Here is an 18,998-nt window from a genome sequence, read left to right on the forward strand (position 1 = left end):
CGATCGCCTCAGTTGTAGATCACATGGAAGTAGAAGAAACGGCCGTAGTCGTCGATCTCGGTGCGGAAGCGCCCATTCGGGCCGGTGCTGTAGGTCGGCTGCGTGTTGAACAGGTTCTTGGCCTCGTACTTGAGCGTCACGTGCTTGCCGATCCTGTGGCTGAAGGCCAGGTTGAAGGTCATGTATGGGTCGTAGTACGAATCCAGCCACTGCGTATCGCCGAAGTCGACCAGCATGCGGCTGCGATAGGTGCCGGAAAAGCGCAGTTGCGCGCTGTGCCAGGGCATGCGCCAGATCAGCGAGCCGTTCAACGACCAGTCCGGCTGGTACAACAGGCGGTCCAGGCGACGCTGGCTGCCGTCGGTGATGGTGTAGTTGGTCCGGCCTTGCAGACGGGTCGCATTGAAATACATGTCCAGGCGCTGATTGCCCCAGCGCAGGTTGCGGTTGGCGACGGACAGTTCGACGCCGCGCAGGGTGGACTGGTCGGTATTCATCGGCTGGGTCACCCGATAACGGATGTCGCCGATGGTCTCGTAGGTGGTCAGGGTGTAGATGTCGTCCTTGATGACCTTGTCGAACAGCGCCACCGAGACCAGGCCGTTGTTGCCGTTGAAGTACAGGTCCCAGGCCAGGTCGAGATTGGTGGCGCGACGCGGCTTGAGACCCGCGTTGCCCTGCTGGATGGTGCAGAAGTTGCCACCCTGTCCGTCGTCGCCGCAGTTGGTCTGGGTCGCCTGGGCGATGTTGCTCGGCGTCGGCCGGCCCAGCGTGCGGCTGGCCGACGCGCGCAGGCGCTGGTCGTCGGTGAGCTTGAAGGTGGCGTTGAGCGACGGCAGCACATTGGCGTAGCCGCCCGTGTTCTTGCGCAGGTCGGCGCTGTAGGTCGCGCCGCCATCGGCGCTGAAGGGGCTGTACGCGTCGAAGCGGGTATGGTCGTAGCGCAGGCCGCCGATCAGCAGCAGCCGCTCCCACGCATAGTGCGCCGAGACGTAGGCATTGCCGATGTCCTCGACGTACTTGTAGTCGCTGGTGAGGTTGGCGTTCGGGTAGGCGGCATTGTTGTTGCCCAGCGTCGGCAGCAGCTGCTCGGTCCACAGGCGATTGTCGATCAACGGAAAGCCCGGCACGCTGCCGACCAGGGTCGCGCCGGGATACAGATAGCGATTGAGCGTGGCGCCGGTCTTGTAGTAGGTGAAGTCGATGTTCTGCCAGATGTCCAGGCGCCGGTACTCGGCGCCGGTGGCCAGGCCGAAGCCGCGCGCGTCGGCATCGATGTTGTGGGTGAAGTCCACGCGCACATCGTCGATGCTTTCCTGCGCGTCGCGCGGGGAGATGTAGGCCTGCGCCGGATTGAGCTTGAACGCCGAAGTGGTCAGCAGGCTCGGATCGGACACGCCGACCGCATTCGGAAAGCCGTTGCCGTCGTTGGCGTAGTCGACGAACAGCCTGCTGGGATACGCGCGCACGCCCCAGTAGACCTGGGTATTGTCGAACGTCTCTTCGGTATGGCCGGCACGCAGGCTGAGCCGCGAGCGCTCGCCCACGTCCCAGTCGAAGACGGCGATGGCGCCGCGGTTGCTGCGATCCCAGCGGTCGTGCCGGTTCTTGATGTAGATGCTGTTGATCTGGGTGGTACCGCCGTCCTCGCTGGCGTTGCGGATCGGAAACTTCGGGTTGGAGTACAGGTCGGTCTTGTTCATCGTCGAGTTCTCGTAGAACCGGTACGAGTACAGCAGCAACGAGGCATAGAACGGATCCTGCGAGGGCTTCCACTCCAGCTTGGCCGATCCGCCGAAGTTGGTGATGTAGTTGGTATAGGTGCCGGTGCTGAAATTTCCCGGCGCGCGCAGGCCGTTCCAGCCGGCGGTAGCCTCGGGATCGGTGGTGCCGTCGGTCAGGTACTTGCCTGCGCCATCGAAGTAATAGTTCGATTCCACCCAGCGCTTGATGCTGTTGCGCGAGCGTTGTTCGTAGCGCGCCACCGCCACGAAGCCGAATTGCTGATCGGCCCCGAACTGGTTGGAGAACACCGCCTTGGCGCTCTTGCCGAGATGCCCCAGCGTCCTGTGGTCGCCGCCGGCACTGCGGCCGACGTCGGTTTCGGCGGTGGAGTAGATGCCGGCGAGATCGGCGAAGACGTAGCGGCCCGAGCGGTCGAACGCGCTGCGGCTGACGATGTCGATCACGCCGCCGATGGCATCCGGCGCCTGCTCGGCGCTGAAACTCTTGTAGATGTCGGTGCGGGTGCCGATGTCGCTGGGAATGAGTTGCAGGTTGTTCATGCGCTCGCCGGAGCCGCTGCCGCCCACGCTGGCGATCGCGATCCCGTCGATGGTGGTGTAGTTGAGGTTGGGCTGCACGCCGCGCACGGTCACGTAGCGCGGCTCGCCCGCGTCCTCCACCGCGCTCACCCCCGGCGCCGCCATCAGGCTCTCGGCCAGCGTCTCGTCGCCGTAGCTGTCCATCTCGTCGTAGATCACCGAGTCCTTGATGCCCGGTGCCTGCTTCTTCTGCTCGATCACCTCGTGCGCGGCAATCACGTTCACCGCATCCAGCGTCGGCGCGGCGCTTCCCTGCTCCGTGCCCGGCTGCGGCGTGGCCGTCTGCGGCACGTCGCGTGGTGGCGCAGGATCGATGGCGATGACGTTGCCGTCCACCACCGAATAGCGCAGGCCGGTGCCGGCCAGCAGTGCATCCAGTGCCTGCTTGATTGTCGACCCCGCCGCCACCGCGCCGCCCGTGCGCGGGGGGCCGCTCGGCGAGTAGAGGAACTGCACGCCCGACGCACGCGATAGCTGCTGCAGCGCGCGGCTCAGCGGTTGCGCGGCGATCGGCGCGGTGATCTTCGCGGCGAGCGCATCCGGTGTCGCGGCCTGGGCCTGGCCGAGAAAGGAGTGGGAGAGGACGATGGCCAGGGCAATCGACAGGGAGAGCGGCTTCCGCATCACGGTTCCTTGAGGGAGAGAGGATGTCGACGCCGCGTCGCGGAACGACAGCGGCTTCTCCTTAAGAAAGAGCGGGCAAGCGCCGGAATGGAGAACGCGGATTCGATGAATTTTTTCTGACAGCGTCCGCGGCATGCTCAACGGCTGGAGACGCGCACCGTCTCGCCATCGCGGTGCACCACGAAGCGCGGGTCGCGCTGCAGGAAGGCCTGCAGGGCCGAGACCCGGTGCGCGTCCAGGCTGCCGGACAGGCGCGCCGATGCAGCCGCCTGGTCCGCGATCACCACCTGCACCGCGTTGTGGCGATTGAACGCCTGCGCGACCTCGTCCAGGCGCTCGTCGAGAAAGGAGATCTTGCGCTGCTGCCAGTCCAGCAGCATCGAGGCCGGCATGTTCAACGGTCGCACCACCCGGCTATCGTGATCGACCGCGGCCACCCGACCGGCGTCCAGACGCGCCAGGCAACGTGCATCCTCGCCAGTGCGGCAGACCTCCACCGCGCCGGACACCACCCCGATCCGGGTGTCCTGCAAGCGGCGCGCGACGTCGAACACGGTGCCGATGTCGCGGATGTGCAGTCCGTCGACCTGCACCTGGAACGGGCGCCGGTCCGCTGCGATGTCGAAGCTGGCTTCTCCCCTCAGCAGTTCGGCGCGCCGGGCCAGCCATCCCATCCGCACGCGCACGACGCTGTCCGCGTTGAGCCGCACCCGGCTGCCATCGGCCAGGGTGAACGCGCGCAGTTGTCCGTGCCCGGCCTGCAACAGCAGTTCCGGCGATTGCAGATGTGCCAGCAGGACGCCCAGCGCGATCGCCACGCAGGCCGCAGCCGCGACCGCCGCCTGCCAGCGCCGGTGCGGACGCCGGGTGGCCGGCGCGGTGCGCGGTTCCGCGCCGGAGAACAGCGGCACGACCTTGGCGCGGAGCGCAGGCGTGGCGACGGTGCCCTGGCCGGCCGCCGCATCCTGTTGCCGCCGCGGGCGCATCGCCTGGCCCACTTCGCGATGCAGGCGCGAGGTGCGCAGGTACTCGCGCACGTGCTCGGGCGAACGCTGCATCCACTCCAGGAACGCCAGGCGCTCGGGCTCGCTCAACGGCGCCGCGCGATGACGCAGGAACCAGGACGCCGCCTGCTCGGCCACGGTGTCGTCCATGGAGGGGGGCCGTTGATTCATGCCTCCCCCCGGCTGCGCAACCTCGCCCTGCACGCCTGCAGGCCCCTGCCGATATGCTTGCGCACCATATGCACGGACACGTCCATCCGCGCACCGATCTGCTGGCACTCCAGTCCGTCGCGGTAGTGCAGTTCCATCATCTGGCGGGTGGTCGGCGGCAGTTGCGCGATGGTGTTGCGGATCTCGCTCCAGCGCTGCCGGCGCTCGAACTCGCCCTCCACGTCCTCTTCGCTTTCGAGCACCTCGGCCAGCAGTTCGACGTCCTCCAGCGGCGGCAGCGCAGCGCGCGAGCGCGCATGTTCGCGCGCCAGGTTGGCCGCCACGGTATAGAGATAGGCTTCCGGATTGGCGACGGCCTCGGCGCTCTCGCCGGTGCTGCGCAACAGGCGCAGGTAGACCTCCTGCGCAAGATCCTCAGCGTCCTCGGCCTGCGAGCCGCGGCGCAGGAAGAAGCCACGCAGCAGCCGCCGCCGCAACGCATAGCTCTTCTCCCATACCCTCGCGCCACTCACGACCGCTCCAACCGCGTCCAGAGATGGAAACAGGTGATCTTCCAGGGGCAAGATGACGCCGCCATTGCATCGCCAGATCGATCCTGGCTTGTTTTATGGCCTGTCGGCGCCGCAATCGGCGCCTGGATGTCGCTGCGGCTTCAGCATCACGCATCGTTCCCAGAGCCGCCGGCAGCCGGTATCGGGGCGTGCGACACACTCTCTTCTCTTGCCCCGCGTCCGCAGGAACCAGCCCGCTCACCCGACCAGCCGCAACCCCAATCCACTAAACTTGCCTCCCCCACGGGCCGGCCCCGCCGCCCCATGCCCCTGTCGCACCGGCGGCGCGCCCATGCGCCGCCGCCCCGCACGTCCGCACGAAGGCGCCATGACCTCCGAGAAAGTCCCCGAACACACCCCGCTGATGAAGCAGTTCTTCGCCGCCAAGTCCGAATACCCGGACCTGCTGCTGTTCTTCCGCATGGGCGATTTCTACGAACTGTTCTACGACGACGCGCGCAAAGCTGCGCGGCTGCTGGACATCACCCTGACCCAGCGCGGCAGTTCCGGCGGTGCGCCGATCCCGATGGCCGGGGTGCCGGTGCATGCATACGAGGGCTATCTGGCGCGGCTGGTGGCGCTGGGCGAGTCGGTGGCGATCTGCGAGCAGATCGGCGATCCGGCGCTGGCCAAGGGCCTGGTCGAGCGCAAGGTGGTGCGCATCGTCACCCCCGGCACGGTGACCGACGAGGCCCTGCTGGACGAGCGCCGCGATACCTTGCTGATGGCCATCGCGCGCACCAAGCAGGGCTACGGCCTGGCCTGGGCCGACCTGGCCGGCGGCCGTTTCCTGGTCAACGAGGTGGACAACGAGGACGCGCTGGAGGCGGAACTGGCGCGGCTGGAGCCGGCCGAACTGCTGGTGCCCGACGAGGATCAGTGGCCGGAGTTCCTGCGCGAGCGCCGCGGCGTGCGCCGCCGGCCGCCGTGGCTGTTCGACGCCGACAGCGGCCGCCGCCAGTTGCTGGCGTTCTTCCAGTTGCACGATTTGAGCGGCTTCGGTATCGACGACAAGCCGCGGGCGACCGCCGCCGCCGGCGCCCTGCTCGGCTACGTGGAGGAAACCCAGAAGCAGCGCCTGCCGCACCTGACCGCGATCGCGATGGAGACCGCCAGCGAGGCGATCGCGATGAACGCGGCCACCCGCCGCCACCTGGAACTGGACACGCGCGTCGACGGCGACACCCGCAACACCCTGCTCGGCGTGCTAGACAGCACGGTCACGCCGATGGGCGGGCGCCTGCTGCGGCGCTGGCTGCACCGTCCGCTGCGCCTGCGCGAGGTGCTGGTGCAGCGCCACCACGCGGTCGGCACGCTGATCGACCGCGGCGCCGACGCCGACCTGCGCGAGGCGTTCCGCGCGCTCGGCGACGTCGAACGCATCCTCACCCGCGTTGCGCTGCGCTCGGCACGCCCGCGCGACTTTTCCACCCTGCGCGACGGCCTGGGCCTGCTGCCGAAGGTGCGCGCGGTCCTGGCACCGCTGGATTCGCCGCGGCTGGCCGCGCTGGCGGCGGAGCTGGGCCAGCACGACGAGATCGCGCACCTGCTGGCGTCGGCGATCGCCGAGCAGCCGCCGCTCAAGCTCAGCGACGGCGGCGTCATCGCGGCCGACTACGACGCCGAGCTGGACGAACTGCGCCGGCTCAGCACCAATGCCGACCAGTTCCTGATCGACCTGGAAGCGCGCGAACGCGCCAGCAGCGGCATCGCCACGCTGAAGGTCGGCTACAACCGCGTGCACGGCTACTACATCGAGATCAGCAAGGGCCAGGCCGACAAGGCACCGGTGCACTACAGCCGGCGCCAGACCCTGACCAACGCCGAGCGCTACATCACCGAGGAACTGAAGAACTTCGAGGACAAGGTGCTGTCGGCGCGCGAGCGCGCGTTGTCGCGCGAGAAGCTGCTCTACGAAGGCCTGCTGGACACGCTGGGCGAACGCCTGGAGCCGCTCAAGCGCGCCGCCGCCGCATTCAGCGAACTGGACGTGCTGGCCGGCTTCGCCGAACGCGCGCAGGCACTGGACTGGACCCAGCCGGAACTGGAGACCGGTGCGTGCCTGCGCATCGAACGCGGCCGCCATCCGGTGGTGGAAGCGGTGCGCGAGCAGCCGTTCGAGCCGAACGACCTGGACCTGCACCCCGACCGCCGCATGCTGGTGATCACCGGCCCGAACATGGGCGGTAAATCGACCTACATGCGCCAGAACGCGCTGATCGTGCTGCTCGCGCACATCGGCAGCTACGTGCCGGCGCGGCGCGCGGTGATCGGCCCGATCGATCGCATCCTCACCCGCATCGGCGCCGGCGACGACCTGGCACGCGGGCAGTCGACCTTCATGGTCGAGATGGCCGAAACCAGCTACATCCTGCACCACGCTACCGCGCAGTCGCTGGTGCTGATGGACGAGATCGGCCGCGGCACCTCCACCTACGACGGCCTGGCGCTGGCCGATGCGGTGGCGCGCCATCTCGCACACCACAATCGCTGCTACACGCTGTTCGCCACGCACTATTTCGAGCTGACCGCGCTGGCCGACGAATCGGTCGAAGGCGGCGCCAGCGGCATCGCCAACGTGCACCTGGACGCGGTCGAGCACGGCGACCGCCTGGTGTTCATGCACGCGGTCAAGGACGGCCCGGCCAACCGCAGCTTCGGCCTGCAGGTGGCGGCGCTGGCCGGCCTGCCCAAGACCACGGTGGCGCAGGCGCGGCGACGCCTGGCGGAACTGGAACAGCGCGGCGGCGAGAGCCATGCCTCGCAGATGGCGCCGCAGGCGCTGGACGCGCCGCAGCAGTTCGGCCTGTTCGCGGCCACGCCCTCCGCCGCGCAGGAAGCATTGGCTGCGCTGGATCCGGACGAACTCACACCCAAGCAGGCGCTGGAAGCGCTGTACCGGCTCAAGTCGCTGTTATAGGCGGCCTACGATTTAGCCCCTCTCCCATCGGGAGAGGGGGTGGGGTGAGGGTCCGGCGCGAAGCGTCTCGCAGCGGCAGGGCACACGAGGCTGCGCCCGCACCCTCATCCGCCCCGGCGGGGCACCTTCTCCCGGCGGGAGAAGGGAGGCGCCAAAGCCCCTCTCCCATCGGGAGAGGGGTTGGGGTGAGGGTCCGGCGCGAAGCGTCTTGCAGTGTCAGGGCGCAAGAGGCTGCGCCCGTACCCTCATCCGCCCCTTCGGGGCACTTTCTCCCGTAAGGAGAAGGGAAGCTCCGTAGCCCCTCTCCCACCGGGAGAGGGGTTGGGGTGAGGGTCGGTCCACGCGGCGAGCACACCCACCCTCCAGTGGCCCACCTTCCACTAGGCAGTCGCCGGCACAGCGTTTGGACGCGGCATGAACGGGTTCGGATGCGCCGCCAGCAACGCATCGTCGATGGCCGCAGCACGTTGCGCCGCCGGCCGTGCCATGTGCCGCTGCACAAACGCGACAAACGCCGGCCGCGCCTGCAGCACACCGATGCGCGTGTAGAAGCCGAGGAACGCCGCGGCATAGAGGTCGGCCGCACTGAAGCGATCGCCGGCCAGGTGCTCGCGACCGGCGACGCCCTGCTCCAGCATGTCCAGCAGGTCCTCGCCATGGCCGTAGCCCGCGCTGTGCGCCGGCGCCAGCGTGCCGTGCTGCTGTGCGGTCAGGAAGGCTTCGGCCGGTCCGGCCAGCAGGAACAGCCAGCGGTAGTACTCGCCCCGCGCCGACGATCCCAGCGGCGGCGCCAGTTGCCGCTCCGGCACCAGATCGGCCAGGTAGGCGCAGATCGCCGCGTTCTCGGTGACGACCGTGGTGCCGTGGACCAGCGCCGGCACCTTGCCCATCGGGTTGATCGCCAGATACGCCGGCGCCTTCATGCCGGTGCCGTAGTCCAGGATCTGCGCGCGGTACGGCAGGCTGGTTTCTTCGAGCATCCAGCGCGCGATGCGGCCGCGCGACATGGGGTGGGTATAGAGCACAAGATCGTGGGACATGGTCGGACTCCGTGGTGGACGCCACGCAGTCTGCGCGTGCCCTGCTGACACCTGCTGTCAGGAGCCGACGCCGTGTCCGGTGGCGGCGCGCCAGCGCCGGATCAGCAGATGCCGTCGCGTCGGGTAGCGTTCGCTGTCGTCGCGCAGCGCCAGCACCCGGTCGGCACGGAAATGGCGGAAGTCGCCGCGCAGTTCGCACCACGCCGCGATCATGCCGAAACCGCCCAGGAAGGCCATCGCGAACGGCCAGATGCGCCGTTGCGAGGCGACACCGCCGGCATCGGCGTAGTCCATGTGCAGCACGTGTTCCAGGCGGATGCCGCGGCGCAGGACCGGCAGCCACGGCGCCGCCGGCTGCGCGGGCGTGGCCGCGGGCACCAGCAACCCGCTGGTCTCCAGCGCCAGCCGCAACGGCGCCGGCAACGACGCCCCGATCCGGGTGATGGCGCGCTGCGCGGCCTGCGCCAGTTCCGGATCGGCCTGGCTCGCCACCCAGCGCGCGCCCAGGGTCAGCGCTTCCAGTTCGTCCTCGCTGAAGTTCAACTCCGGCAGCAGGAAGCCCGGGCGCAGCACGTAGCCCACACCGGGGTCGCCGAGAATGTCGGCGCCCTGCCCGCGCAGGCTGGCGATGTCGCGGTACAGCGTGCGCAGGCTCACCCCCAGATCGGCGGCGAGCTGCGCCCCGGCCACGGGCCGGCGGCGCCCGCGCAGGGCGTCGAGCAGGCGCAGCAGACGGGTGGCGCGTTGGGTCATCGCGACAGGATAGTGGGCAGGCGCTGCCAACGGGAGGCACTGGTGCGTCAGGCATCGCCCGCCTGGCGCTGCCTTCCGATCGGTGTCGCACTGCGCAGCGACGCTGTCGCCTGGAGGAAACACGGACTTCTATACTCGACGGCGAACGCGCCGCCCTGCTCCATCACAAACGGCGCCGCGGACACCAGCACAGGCCGCACGCGTCCGCGACGGCTACATCCAACGAGGGAACGCATGCAGCCACGCTCGCGAACGTCGTCACGCCAACCGGTCCGCTGCGCCACCGCCGGTGCCCTGCGGGCGCCACATCCGCGCAGCGGCCGTCGCGGCCTCCGGGACTGAGGCGACGATGATGGAATTTGTCCTTTTTGCCATCGGCGTGGTCGTCGGTGCGGTGCTGTTGCATCTGGCGCGCCCTCTCGGGCGCAGCGCCTCCGCGCAGCAGCCTGCACCGGCAACCGACGCTGGCGAGAACCACCACGCCGCGCCCGAGGCAACGCAGGAGACCCCGGCGCAGCATCTGCAGCGGCTGCGCCAGCAGGTGGAAGCACAGGACGAGCAGATCCACAGCCCTGCCGATCTGGCACAGATTCCGCAGTTCCAGCAAGGCGTGGCGCTACTGGCGGGCGCGGAGTTCTCCCATCAGGAACTGGTCGAGGCGCTGGGCAGCCCAGGCTACGTGCTGCCGTGCATGGCAGCGCAGGCCTTGGCGCAACGCCGCTCCCCGGATGCGGACGCGGTCCTGGACGTGCTCCCGCACCTGGGCTCGTATCCGCTGAGCTTCCTGTTCGACTACCTGCAGCGCCTGCCGGATGCCGACCATCTGCACGCGCTGCTGCGCCACGCGCGCGACTGGTGGTGGAACGTCGTCCCGTTCCGGCAACGCCTGCGCGCTTATCTGCAGTGGGCCGCAAGCAAGACCCCGGCGGACCGCCCGGTGGATTTCGACGAACTCGACGATGCAGCGCTGACCGCACTCGGCGATACCCTCGCCCAGTTCAAGGAACCGGTGCTGGAGCCGTTCCTGCAGCGCCTGCACGACGCACGCAAGCAGCGTCGCGAGCAGCGCGTGCTCGGCGGCTTCGGCCGTGTCGTCGCCGCGGTGCCGGCGCGCCTGCGCCTGCACCACCCGGGGCTGGACGCGGCCTTGCAGCGCGCCTACGAGCACGTGGTGACCACGCCCCCGCAGCCGGTCCTGCTGGTCGGCGAACACGGCGTGGGCAAGAGCGTGCTGATCGACCTGCTCAGCGAACGCCTGCTCGGCGAAGGCTGGCGTGTGTTCGAGGCCTCCGCTGCGGAGATCCTCGCGGGGCAGAGCTACATCGGCGAACTGGAGGGACGCATCCGCGAGATGCTGGCGGTCCTGCACCGCGAGCGCGCCCTGTGGCGCGCGCCGGACTTCTACGACCTGCTGCACAAGGGCGCGCATTCGCGCGATCCGCGCGGCATCCTCGATCTGGTGCTGCCGGCGCTGGAACGCGGTGAGCTGCGCCTGATCGGCGAGATCACGCCGCGGCAACTGGCGCAACTGCAGGTGGCGCGGCCGACCACGCGTTCGCGCTTCGAAGTGGTGACGCTGGCACCGGCCGCGTCCACCGCGCTGGCGCAGATCGGCGCACAGTGGGCGCAGGCCCAGGCGCAGGCGCTGCAGACCGAGGTGATCGACGCTCGCGCCCTGGCCGAAGCCGAACGCCTGGCCGCGCAGTACTTCCCCGATCAGCACGAACCCGGCCGCCTGCTGCAACTGCTCGACGAGACCCTGCAGGCCGCGAAGGACGGCGACGACGCACGCCTGCCGCTGGACGACGATGCCCTGCTGCAGGCGGTGGCCAGGCGCAGCGGCCTGCCGCTGGAGGTGATCGACGATCGCCAACGCCTGGAACTGGAGACGCTGCGCCGTTTCTTCCGCAAGCGCGTGCTGGGCCAGGACGAGGCGGTGGAGACCCTGCTCGACCGCATCGCCATGCTCAAGGCCGGGCTGATCGACAGCCGCCGCCCGATCGGCGTGTTCCTGTTCGCCGGCCCGACCGGCACCGGCAAGACCGAATTGGCCAAGGCCCTGGGCGAACTGCTGTTCGGCACTCCCGAGCGCCTGCTGCGCCTGGACATGAGCGAGTTCCAGGGCGAGGACGCGCTGTACCGGCTCACCGGCGACGACAGCGCCGGGCAGCGCACGCTGATCGCGCGCATCCGCGAGCAGCCGTTCTCGGTGGTGCTGCTGGACGAGTTCGAAAAGGCCCACCCCAAGGTCTGGGACCTGTTCCTGCAGGTGTTCGACGACGCCCGCCTGAGCGACCGCAACGGCAACACCGCCGACTTCCGCCACAGCATCATCATTCTCACCAGCAACGTCGGCGCCACGCTGGCCCGCGGCGCCGGCCCCGGCTTCGCCACCGTCGCCGGCGGCTACTCGCGCAACGCGGTGGAAAAGGCGGTGTACGAGACCTTCCGCCGCGAGTTCGTCAACCGGCTCGACAAAGTGGTGCTGTTCAACCCGCTGGATCGGGCGCTGATGCGCGAGATCCTGCACAAGGAACTGGATCGCACGCTGACCCGGCGCGGCCTGCGCAATCGCGCCTGGGCGGTGGAATGGGAGCCGTCGGCGATCGAGTTCCTGCTCGACCGCGGCTTCACTCCGGACCTGGGCGCGCGTCCGCTGCGCCGCGCGATCGAACAGCATCTGCTTGCGCCCCTGGCACGCAGCATCGTCGAGCAACGCGCCCCCGAAGGCGACCAGTTCCTGTTCGTGCGCGGCGCCAGCGACCGCCTCGACGTGCGCTTCATCGCGCCGGACGCGCCGCCGACGCCGGAGCCCCTGCCCTCTGCGGTCGACCCCGCCGCGCCGACGGATCTGCGCGACCTGGTATATGCGCCCAATGCAGACAGCGCGGTCCTGCCGCGCCTGGATGCGGCCTTGCATCGCCTGCAGGAATCGCACGCCACCCCGGCCTGGCGGCAGGCGCGCGAGGCCGACTTCGCCGCCATGGGCGAGCGCGATTTCTGGTCGCAACCCGGCCGCTTCCAGGTGCTGGACCGGATCGAGCGCCGCGACCGCATCGAAAGCGCGCTGGCCACCGCCGTGCGCCTGCGCGCGCGGCTGGACGGCGGCGCCCAGCGCGATGGCGAGTTCGTGGCGCGCCTGACCCAGTTGCTGTGGTTGCTGCACCTGGCCAGCACCGCGCTGCAGGAGCAACGCCCGCAGGATGCGCTGCTGGACCTGCGCATCGGCGCCAGCGAGCTGCACCGGCATCCGGCCGAAGTGCGGCAGTGGTGGCAACGTCTGCTGCAGATGTATCTGGCCTGGGCCGAGCAGCGCAACATGCGGGTGGAGGTGCTGGCACAGGATCCGCAGCAAGGTCGCGCCTGGCTGGCCATCGCCGGCTTCGGGGCACTGGCGTTGCTGGACGCGGAAGCCGGCCTGCACGTGCAGGAACAGGAGGTCGACGAACCGACCCTGCGCCGGCTCGCGGTGCAGGTGCGGGTCGCCCCGGACCTGCCCGGGCAGGCACGGCGCGCGCCCATCGGCGAGGACGAACTGCGGGTGTGCCGACGCTATCGGATCGCGCCTTCGCCGTTGGTGCGCGACAGCGTCCGCGGCTGGCGCAGCGGACGCCTGGAACGCGTGCTGGGCGGCGATTTCGACGTGATGCCGGTGGACTGAGTCCTGTCAGGGACGCACGCAGCATGCTGCCTCTGCAGGGAGTGCCGGCAAGCGAGCGATGCGCGGCCACACCACGCACCGCCATCGATGTGATAGCCGCACCCTATCGATTGATTAGAAGAATTCGAATTCTCTAAATCGCGGCTTCCGCCTATCGTGTCTCCAGTTTCACCGTGTCGCCGCCGTATGATCGCGGCGCCGAGCCACCTCATCTCGTCCACCAAGAGCCAAGGCAGCCTCCCATGACCAGCGAATCGAAATGCCCGTTCCACCAGGCTGCCAGCGGCAGCGGCACCAGCAATCGCGACTGGTGGCCCAAGCAGTTGCGCGTGGATCTGCTCAACCAGCATTCGGCCCGTTCCAACCCGCTGGACCCGCAGTTCGATTACGCCAAGGCGTTCAAGCAACTCGATCTGGAAGCGCTCAAGCGCGACCTGCGCGCACTGATGACCGATTCGCAGGACTGGTGGCCGGCCGACTTCGGCCACTACGGCCCGCTGTTCGTGCGCATGGCCTGGCATAGCGCCGGCACCTACCGCACCGGCGACGGCCGCGGCGGCGGTGGCCGCGGCCAGCAGCGTTTCGCTCCGCTCAACAGCTGGCCGGACAACGTCAGCCTGGACAAGGCGCGGCGCCTGCTGTGGCCGATCAAGCAGAAGTACGGCCAGGCCATCTCCTGGGCCGACCTGCTGATCCTCACCGGCAACGTCGCGCTGGAATCGATGGGCTTCAAGACCTTCGGCTTCGCCGGCGGCCGCGCCGACACCTGGGAGCCGGACCAGGACGTGTACTGGGGCCGCGAGACCAAGTGGCTGGGCGGCGACGAGCGGTATTCGCACGGCTCGCCGGGCGTGGACGAGGCGCACGGCGTGCTGGTGAAGGACGACGACAGCGAAGTGCGCCACACCCGCGACCTGGAGAACCCGCTGGCCGCGGTGCAGATGGGCCTGATCTACGTCAACCCGGAAGGTCCGGACGGCAACCCCGACCCGCTGCTGGCGGCCAAGGACATCCGCGACACCTTCGGCCGCATGGCGATGAACGACGAAGAGACCGTGGCACTGATCGCCGGCGGCCACACCTTCGGCAAGACCCACGGCGCCGGCCCGGCCGACCACGTCGGCGCCGAGCCGGAAGCGTCCGACCTGGAAAGCCAGGGCCTGGGCTGGTCCAACAGCTTCGGCAGCGGCAAGGGCGGCGACACCATCACCAGCGGCCTGGAAGTCACCTGGACCACCAAGCCGGCGCAGTGGACCAACGAGTTCTTCGAGCACCTGTTCAAGTTCGAGTGGGAACTGAGCAAGAGCCCGGCCGGCGCCCACCAGTGGGTGGCCAAGAACGCCGAGGCGGTCATTCCGGACGCGCACGACCCGTCGAAGAAGCACCTGCCGACCATGCTCACCACCGACCTGGCGCTGCGCTTCGACCCGGCCTACGAGAAGATCTCGCGCCGCTTCCTGGAGAACCCGCAACAGTTCGCCGACGCCTTCGCCCGCGCCTGGTTCAAGCTGACCCACCGCGACATGGGTCCGCGTGCGCGCTACCTCGGCCCGGACGTGCCGGCCGAAGAACTGCTGTGGCAGGACCCGATCCCGGCCGTGGACCACCCGCTGGTCGACGCGCAGGACATCGCCGCGCTCAAGAAGACCCTGCTCGATTCCGGGCTGAGCGTGGCGCAGCTGGTGTCCACCGCCTGGGCCGCAGCGTCCACCTTCCGCGGTTCGGACATGCGCGGCGGCGCCAACGGCGCGCGCATCCGCCTGGCCCCGCAGAAAGACTGGGAGGTCAACCAGCCGGCGCAACTGGCACAGGTCCTGGCCACGCTGGAGCGCATCCAGGCGCAGTTCAACGGCGCGCAGAGCGGCGGCAAGCAGATCTCGCTGGCCGACCTGATCGTGCTCGGCGGCGCCGCCGCGGTGGAACAGGCGGCCAAGCTGGCCGGACAGATCGTCGAGGTGCCGTTCGTGCCGGGCCGCATGGATGCCTCGCAGGAACAGACCGACGTGGAATCGTTCGCGGTGCTGGAACCGATCGCCGATGGTTTCCGCAACTACGCCAGGCGCCGTTACGCGCTGTCGGCCGAAGCGCTGCTGATCGACAAGGCGCAGTTGCTGACCCTGACCGCACCGGAGATGACCGTGCTGGTCGGCGGCCTGCGCGTGCTCGGCGCCAACAGCGGCCAGTCCGCGCACGGTGTGTTCACCGATCGCCCGGGCGTGCTCAGCAACGACTTCTTCGCCAACCTGCTGGACATGGGCACCGAGTGGAAGGCGACCTCGGAGATGAAGGACGTCTACGAAGGCCGCGACCGCAAGAACGGCGCCGTGAAGTGGACCGGCACCCGTGCCGACCTGGTGTTCGGCTCCAACTCGGTGCTGCGCGCCGTGGCCGAGGTCTACGCCAGCGCCGACGCGCAGGCGAAGTTCGTGCGCGACTTCGTCGCCGCCTGGACCAAGGTGATGCAGCTGGATCGCTTCGACCTGGCCGCCTGACGACGACAGACGGGGCGCCGCAGCGGCGCCTCGCGTGTCCTGGTTGCATGACGACAACGCCCCGCTCGCCGGGGCGTTGTCGCGAGTGTGAGGGCAACCGCCACACTCCGAATATGCGGCAAAGACGACAGCATCGTTTCGACGACGCAGCGCGTCGCGGCTGAAGCCGATGCCACAGCACGCACCACTCGCCGTAGGAGCGGCTTCAGCCGCGACCGCAGCACGCTAACCGTGTCGTGGCATCCATCGACGCGAACGGCCGGCAGGTCCACGGGCCATCCTCGGGCGGAGATCGGGACAGTGTCGCGTGATGAACGCACGGCATCCATCGCGTTCGGCTACAGCGCGTCCAGATCCCCCAGCGCGCGGATCAGCCGCCGCGCGCGCTTGTCCGGCTTGCCCTCCGGCGCCTGGTAGCCGTTGCGCTCGGCGCTGCGCTGCGCGCGCAACTGCGCGCGGCGCTCGCGCGAGGCTTCGCTCTCCAAGTACAGGGTCTGCGCCACGCTGGCCGGGCCGCGGGTGTCGCTGAGCCCCAGCACCTGGATCTCGAACACTTCGTCGCCGCGCTGCACGCGTACCTGCTCGCCCACGCGCACCGCGCGCGAGGATTTCGGCCGCTGCCCGGCCACGTCCACCTTACCGGTGTCCACGGCCTGCTTGGCCAGGCTACGGGTCTTGAAGAAGCGCGCGGCCCACAGCCAGACATCCAGGCGCACCGCGGCAGCTTGTACGACAGATTCATTCATTGCGTTGCTCGACATCCACTCGCGTTGGGGATTGCAGGCAGTCAAAAGGCGACGCCGGATCGGAGACCATCGCGCCGCCGAGGGAATGCGCGGTACACACGTCTCTCCGCACAGATGGCGATGCGATCGCACCAATGCAAGCACCGCGCCTCAGGGACCCACCTTTCCGGGATGAATGGGTTGGCAGAGAGCGAGCGACCTCGAGGCAGGCGCCCCGGAGGCCGGCTCGCCCAGGTTTCATATCCCCGGTGCTGGCTTCGCCCCCTACTCGGCACCAAGCACATGACCCGAGCCGTGCCGAACGCAGTTCCATCCTCGCCGCAGCGCACCACCGCGACTCGGACAGGACCGGCCGCCCCCCCCCCCGGTGAGGGCGCCTGCCACCTGCCATGGAGTGGCGCAGGTCCGCTCCCCCACCCGCCTGCTGCACAAACGCTGCGCAGACCCAGATCCGCCCATCGCCCCGCCGACATCGGTCGGTGCTAGTGTGGCCGGCTTACGCTCGCTCCCGACCCGCGATGACCAAGCCCGCTGCGCTCACCGAAGGCCCGATCGGCCGCCAGTTGCTGCTGTTCTCGCTGCCGATCCTGGCCGGCAACATCGCACAATCGCTCAACGGCTCGGTCAATGCCGTGTGGATCGGCCGCTATCTCGGCGAAGCAGCGCTCACCGCCGCTGCCAACGCCAACAGCATCATGTTCTTCCTGATCGGCTCGGTGTTCGGCATCGGCATGGCCGCCACCATCCTGATCGGCCAGGCGATGGGTCGCGGCGACGTGGCCCAGGCGCGGCGGGTGATGGGCACCAGCGCCACCTTCTTCATCGGCATTTCGGTGCTGATCGCCGCCGGCGGCTGGTGGTTGGCGCGGCACCTGCTGGCGGCGATGGGCACGCCGGCGGCGTCGCTGCCCTTGGCCGAGGCCTATCTGCGGGTGATCTTCCTGGCGATGCCACTGCTGTACACCTTCGCGTTCCTGTCGGCGGCGCTGCGCGGCACCGGCGATTCGCGCACGCCGTTCCGCTTCCTGCTGCTGTCGGTGGTGCTGGACATCGGCTTCAATCCGCTGCTGCTGTTCGGGCTGGGGCCGTTCCCCAAGCTGGGCATCGCCGGGGCGGCCTGGGCCACGCTGATCGCGCAGGCGGTGTCGCTGACCGGGTTGCTGTTGTACCTGCGGCACAAGCGGCACGTGCTGTGGCTGGGCCGCCGCGACGCGCGGCTGTTCCGGCTCGACCTGCCGATCCTGCGTGCGCTGATCGTCAAGGGCGTGCCGATGGGCCTGCAGATGGTGCTGATCTCGCTGGCGATGATCGTGATGATCTCGCTGGTCAACGGCTATGGCACCGCCACCTCCGCGGCCTACGGCGCGGCGCTGCAGCTGTGGGCCTACCTGCAGATGCCGGCGATGGCGATCGGCGCGGCCTGCTCGTCGATGGCCGCGCAGAACGTCGGCGCGCAGCGCTGGGACCGGGTCGCGGCGACCGCGCGCAAGGGCGTGCTGTTCAATTTCCTGCTGACCGGCGCGCTGATCGCGCCGCTGATCCTGTTCGATCGCTGGACGCTGGCGCTGTTCCTGCCGCCGCACAGCGCGGCGCTGGAGATCGCGCGCCACCTCAACCACATCGCGGTGTGGTCATTCCTGTTCTTCGGCGTCACCTTCGTCATCTCCGGCGTGGTCCGCGCCACCGGTGCGGTGGTCCCGCCGCTGCTGATCCTGGCGCTGTCGCTATGGGGCATCCGCGTGCCGTTCGCACAGTTGCTGCAGCCGCAGCTGGGCGTGGATGCGGTGTGGTGGAGCTTCCCGACCAGCGCCACCTGCGCGATGCTGCTGTCGCTGGCGTATTACCGCTGGGGCAACTGGCGCAAGGCGCGGATGCTGGCGCCGTCGCGGCCGGAGACCGTGGCGCATCCGGCGGAAGTGCCGGTGCAGCCGCCGGCACCGGTCGCCGACGTGGCGGTGGCGCAGGATCCGGCGCGCTGACATTGCTTAAGCGCGGCGGCGACGCGGTGCGGCCGAAACCCCACGCCATTTGTAGGAGCGGCTTCAGCCGCGACCAACCCGCCGACCATCATCAAGAAGGACGCAGGCGCTCAGCAGCGAGCGGTTCTGGGAATGCCCGGTCGCGGCTGAAGCCGCTCCTACGAGGGCATCGAGGGCATCGCGTGCGCGGCGGCGGTTGAAAACAGCGCCGGGATTCAGCGCACCACAGGCCACGGCGCACATCCGGCCATTCCACAAACGCAAACGGCCGCCCGAAGGCGGCCGTTGCGGCAGCGACCGAGGGTCGCCGGAAGATTACTCGGCCTTGGCGGCGGCAGCAGCGGCCTGGCGCGCGACCTTGGCCTGCGCAGCGGCGGCCAGATCTTCCTTGATGCGGGCGGCCTTGCCTTCCAGGCCACGCAGGTAGTACAGCTTGCCGGCGCGGACCTTGCCGCGGCGCTTCACTTCGACCGAGTCGATGGTGGCGCTGTGGGTCTGGAACACGCGCTCGACGCCGTAGCCGTGCGAGATCTTGCGCACGGTGAACGAGGAGTTCAGGCCGGCGTTCTTGGTGCCGATCACCACGCCTTCGTAGGCCTGCACGCGCTCGCGGTTGCCTTCCTTCACCTTGACGTTGACGACGACGGTGTCGCCCTGGTTGAACTCCGGCAGCTTGCGCTGGATCTGGGCGGCTTCGAAGTCGGCCAGGATGGTCTTGTTGAGCTTGCTCATG

11 protein-coding genes are annotated in these 18,998 nt (G+C 69.1%); 4 read left to right on the forward strand and 7 right to left on the reverse strand.

What is annotated here, in order from left to right; translation table 11 throughout:
• Positions 1 to 8: 8 nt before the first annotated feature.
• The 3 genes from PIQ37_RS10505 to PIQ37_RS10515 all read right to left on the reverse strand — a co-directional run bounded on the left by PIQ37_RS10505 (position 9) and on the right by PIQ37_RS10515 (position 4,635).
• Positions 9 to 2,948 carry a TonB-dependent receptor gene (locus tag PIQ37_RS10505; protein WP_342073417.1) on the reverse strand — a complete coding sequence of 980 codons (2,940 nt, stop codon included), beginning with the start codon at positions 2,946 to 2,948 and terminating at the stop codon, positions 9 to 11.
• A gap of 137 nt (positions 2,949 to 3,085) precedes the next feature.
• Positions 3,086 to 4,123 (reverse strand): FecR family protein, encoded by a 1,038-nt coding sequence (locus PIQ37_RS10510; protein WP_342073418.1) that lies wholly within the window; start codon positions 4,121 to 4,123, stop codon positions 3,086 to 3,088.
• A complete protein-coding gene (locus PIQ37_RS10515; RefSeq protein WP_342073419.1) occupies positions 4,120 to 4,635 on the reverse strand; it encodes an RNA polymerase sigma factor in 516 nt (171 codons plus the stop codon). Before PIQ37_RS10515 ends, PIQ37_RS10510 begins: the two co-directional genes overlap by 4 nt.
• A gap of 367 nt (positions 4,636 to 5,002) precedes the next feature.
• Between PIQ37_RS10515 and mutS the strand changes: the two genes are divergently transcribed.
• On the forward strand, positions 5,003 to 7,594 hold the full coding sequence (mutS, locus tag PIQ37_RS10520) for a DNA mismatch repair protein MutS (protein ID WP_342073420.1): 2,592 nt from the start codon (positions 5,003 to 5,005) through the stop codon (positions 7,592 to 7,594).
• Positions 7,595 to 7,974: 380 nt separating this feature from the next.
• Here the strand turns inward: mutS and PIQ37_RS10525 are convergent, their stop codons facing one another.
• A complete protein-coding gene (locus tag PIQ37_RS10525; RefSeq protein ID WP_342073421.1) occupies positions 7,975 to 8,634 on the reverse strand; it encodes a glutathione S-transferase family protein in 660 nt (219 codons plus the stop codon).
• Positions 8,635 to 8,691: 57 nt separating this feature from the next.
• Positions 8,692 to 9,387, reverse strand: a complete 696-nt coding sequence (locus PIQ37_RS10530; protein WP_017907930.1) for a helix-turn-helix transcriptional regulator — start codon at positions 9,385 to 9,387, stop codon at positions 8,692 to 8,694.
• 352 nt (positions 9,388 to 9,739) lie between these two features.
• Between PIQ37_RS10530 and PIQ37_RS10535 the strand changes: the two genes are divergently transcribed.
• Complete coding sequence (locus PIQ37_RS10535; protein WP_342073422.1) at positions 9,740 to 13,048, forward strand: AAA family ATPase; 3,309 nt, start codon at positions 9,740 to 9,742, stop codon at positions 13,046 to 13,048.
• A 242-nt stretch (positions 13,049 to 13,290) separates the two neighbouring features.
• Positions 13,291 to 15,540, forward strand: coding sequence for a catalase/peroxidase HPI (gene katG / locus PIQ37_RS10540; protein ID WP_342073423.1), 2,250 nt, complete (start codon positions 13,291 to 13,293; stop codon positions 15,538 to 15,540).
• A 338-nt stretch (positions 15,541 to 15,878) separates the two neighbouring features.
• Here the strand turns inward: katG and PIQ37_RS10545 are convergent, their stop codons facing one another.
• Positions 15,879 to 16,286: an RNA-binding S4 domain-containing protein gene (locus PIQ37_RS10545; RefSeq protein WP_342073424.1), complete on the reverse strand. Its 408-nt coding sequence runs from the start codon at positions 16,284 to 16,286 to the stop codon at positions 15,879 to 15,881.
• Between the two features lie 518 nt (positions 16,287 to 16,804).
• Between PIQ37_RS10545 and PIQ37_RS10550 the strand changes: the two genes are divergently transcribed.
• Positions 16,805 to 18,265: an MATE family efflux transporter gene (locus PIQ37_RS10550; protein WP_342073425.1), complete on the forward strand. Its 1,461-nt coding sequence runs from the start codon at positions 16,805 to 16,807 to the stop codon at positions 18,263 to 18,265.
• Positions 18,266 to 18,580: 315 nt separating this feature from the next.
• Here the strand turns inward: PIQ37_RS10550 and rplS are convergent, their stop codons facing one another.
• A complete protein-coding gene (rplS, locus tag PIQ37_RS10555) occupies positions 18,581 to 18,997 on the reverse strand; it encodes a 50S ribosomal protein L19 (protein ID WP_010342237.1) in 417 nt (138 codons plus the stop codon).
• Position 18,998 lies beyond the last annotated feature (1 nt).

The sequence above is a fragment of the Xanthomonas protegens genome (assembly GCF_038442435.1).
Classification (GTDB): domain Bacteria; phylum Pseudomonadota; class Gammaproteobacteria; order Xanthomonadales; family Xanthomonadaceae; genus Xanthomonas_A; species Xanthomonas_A sontii.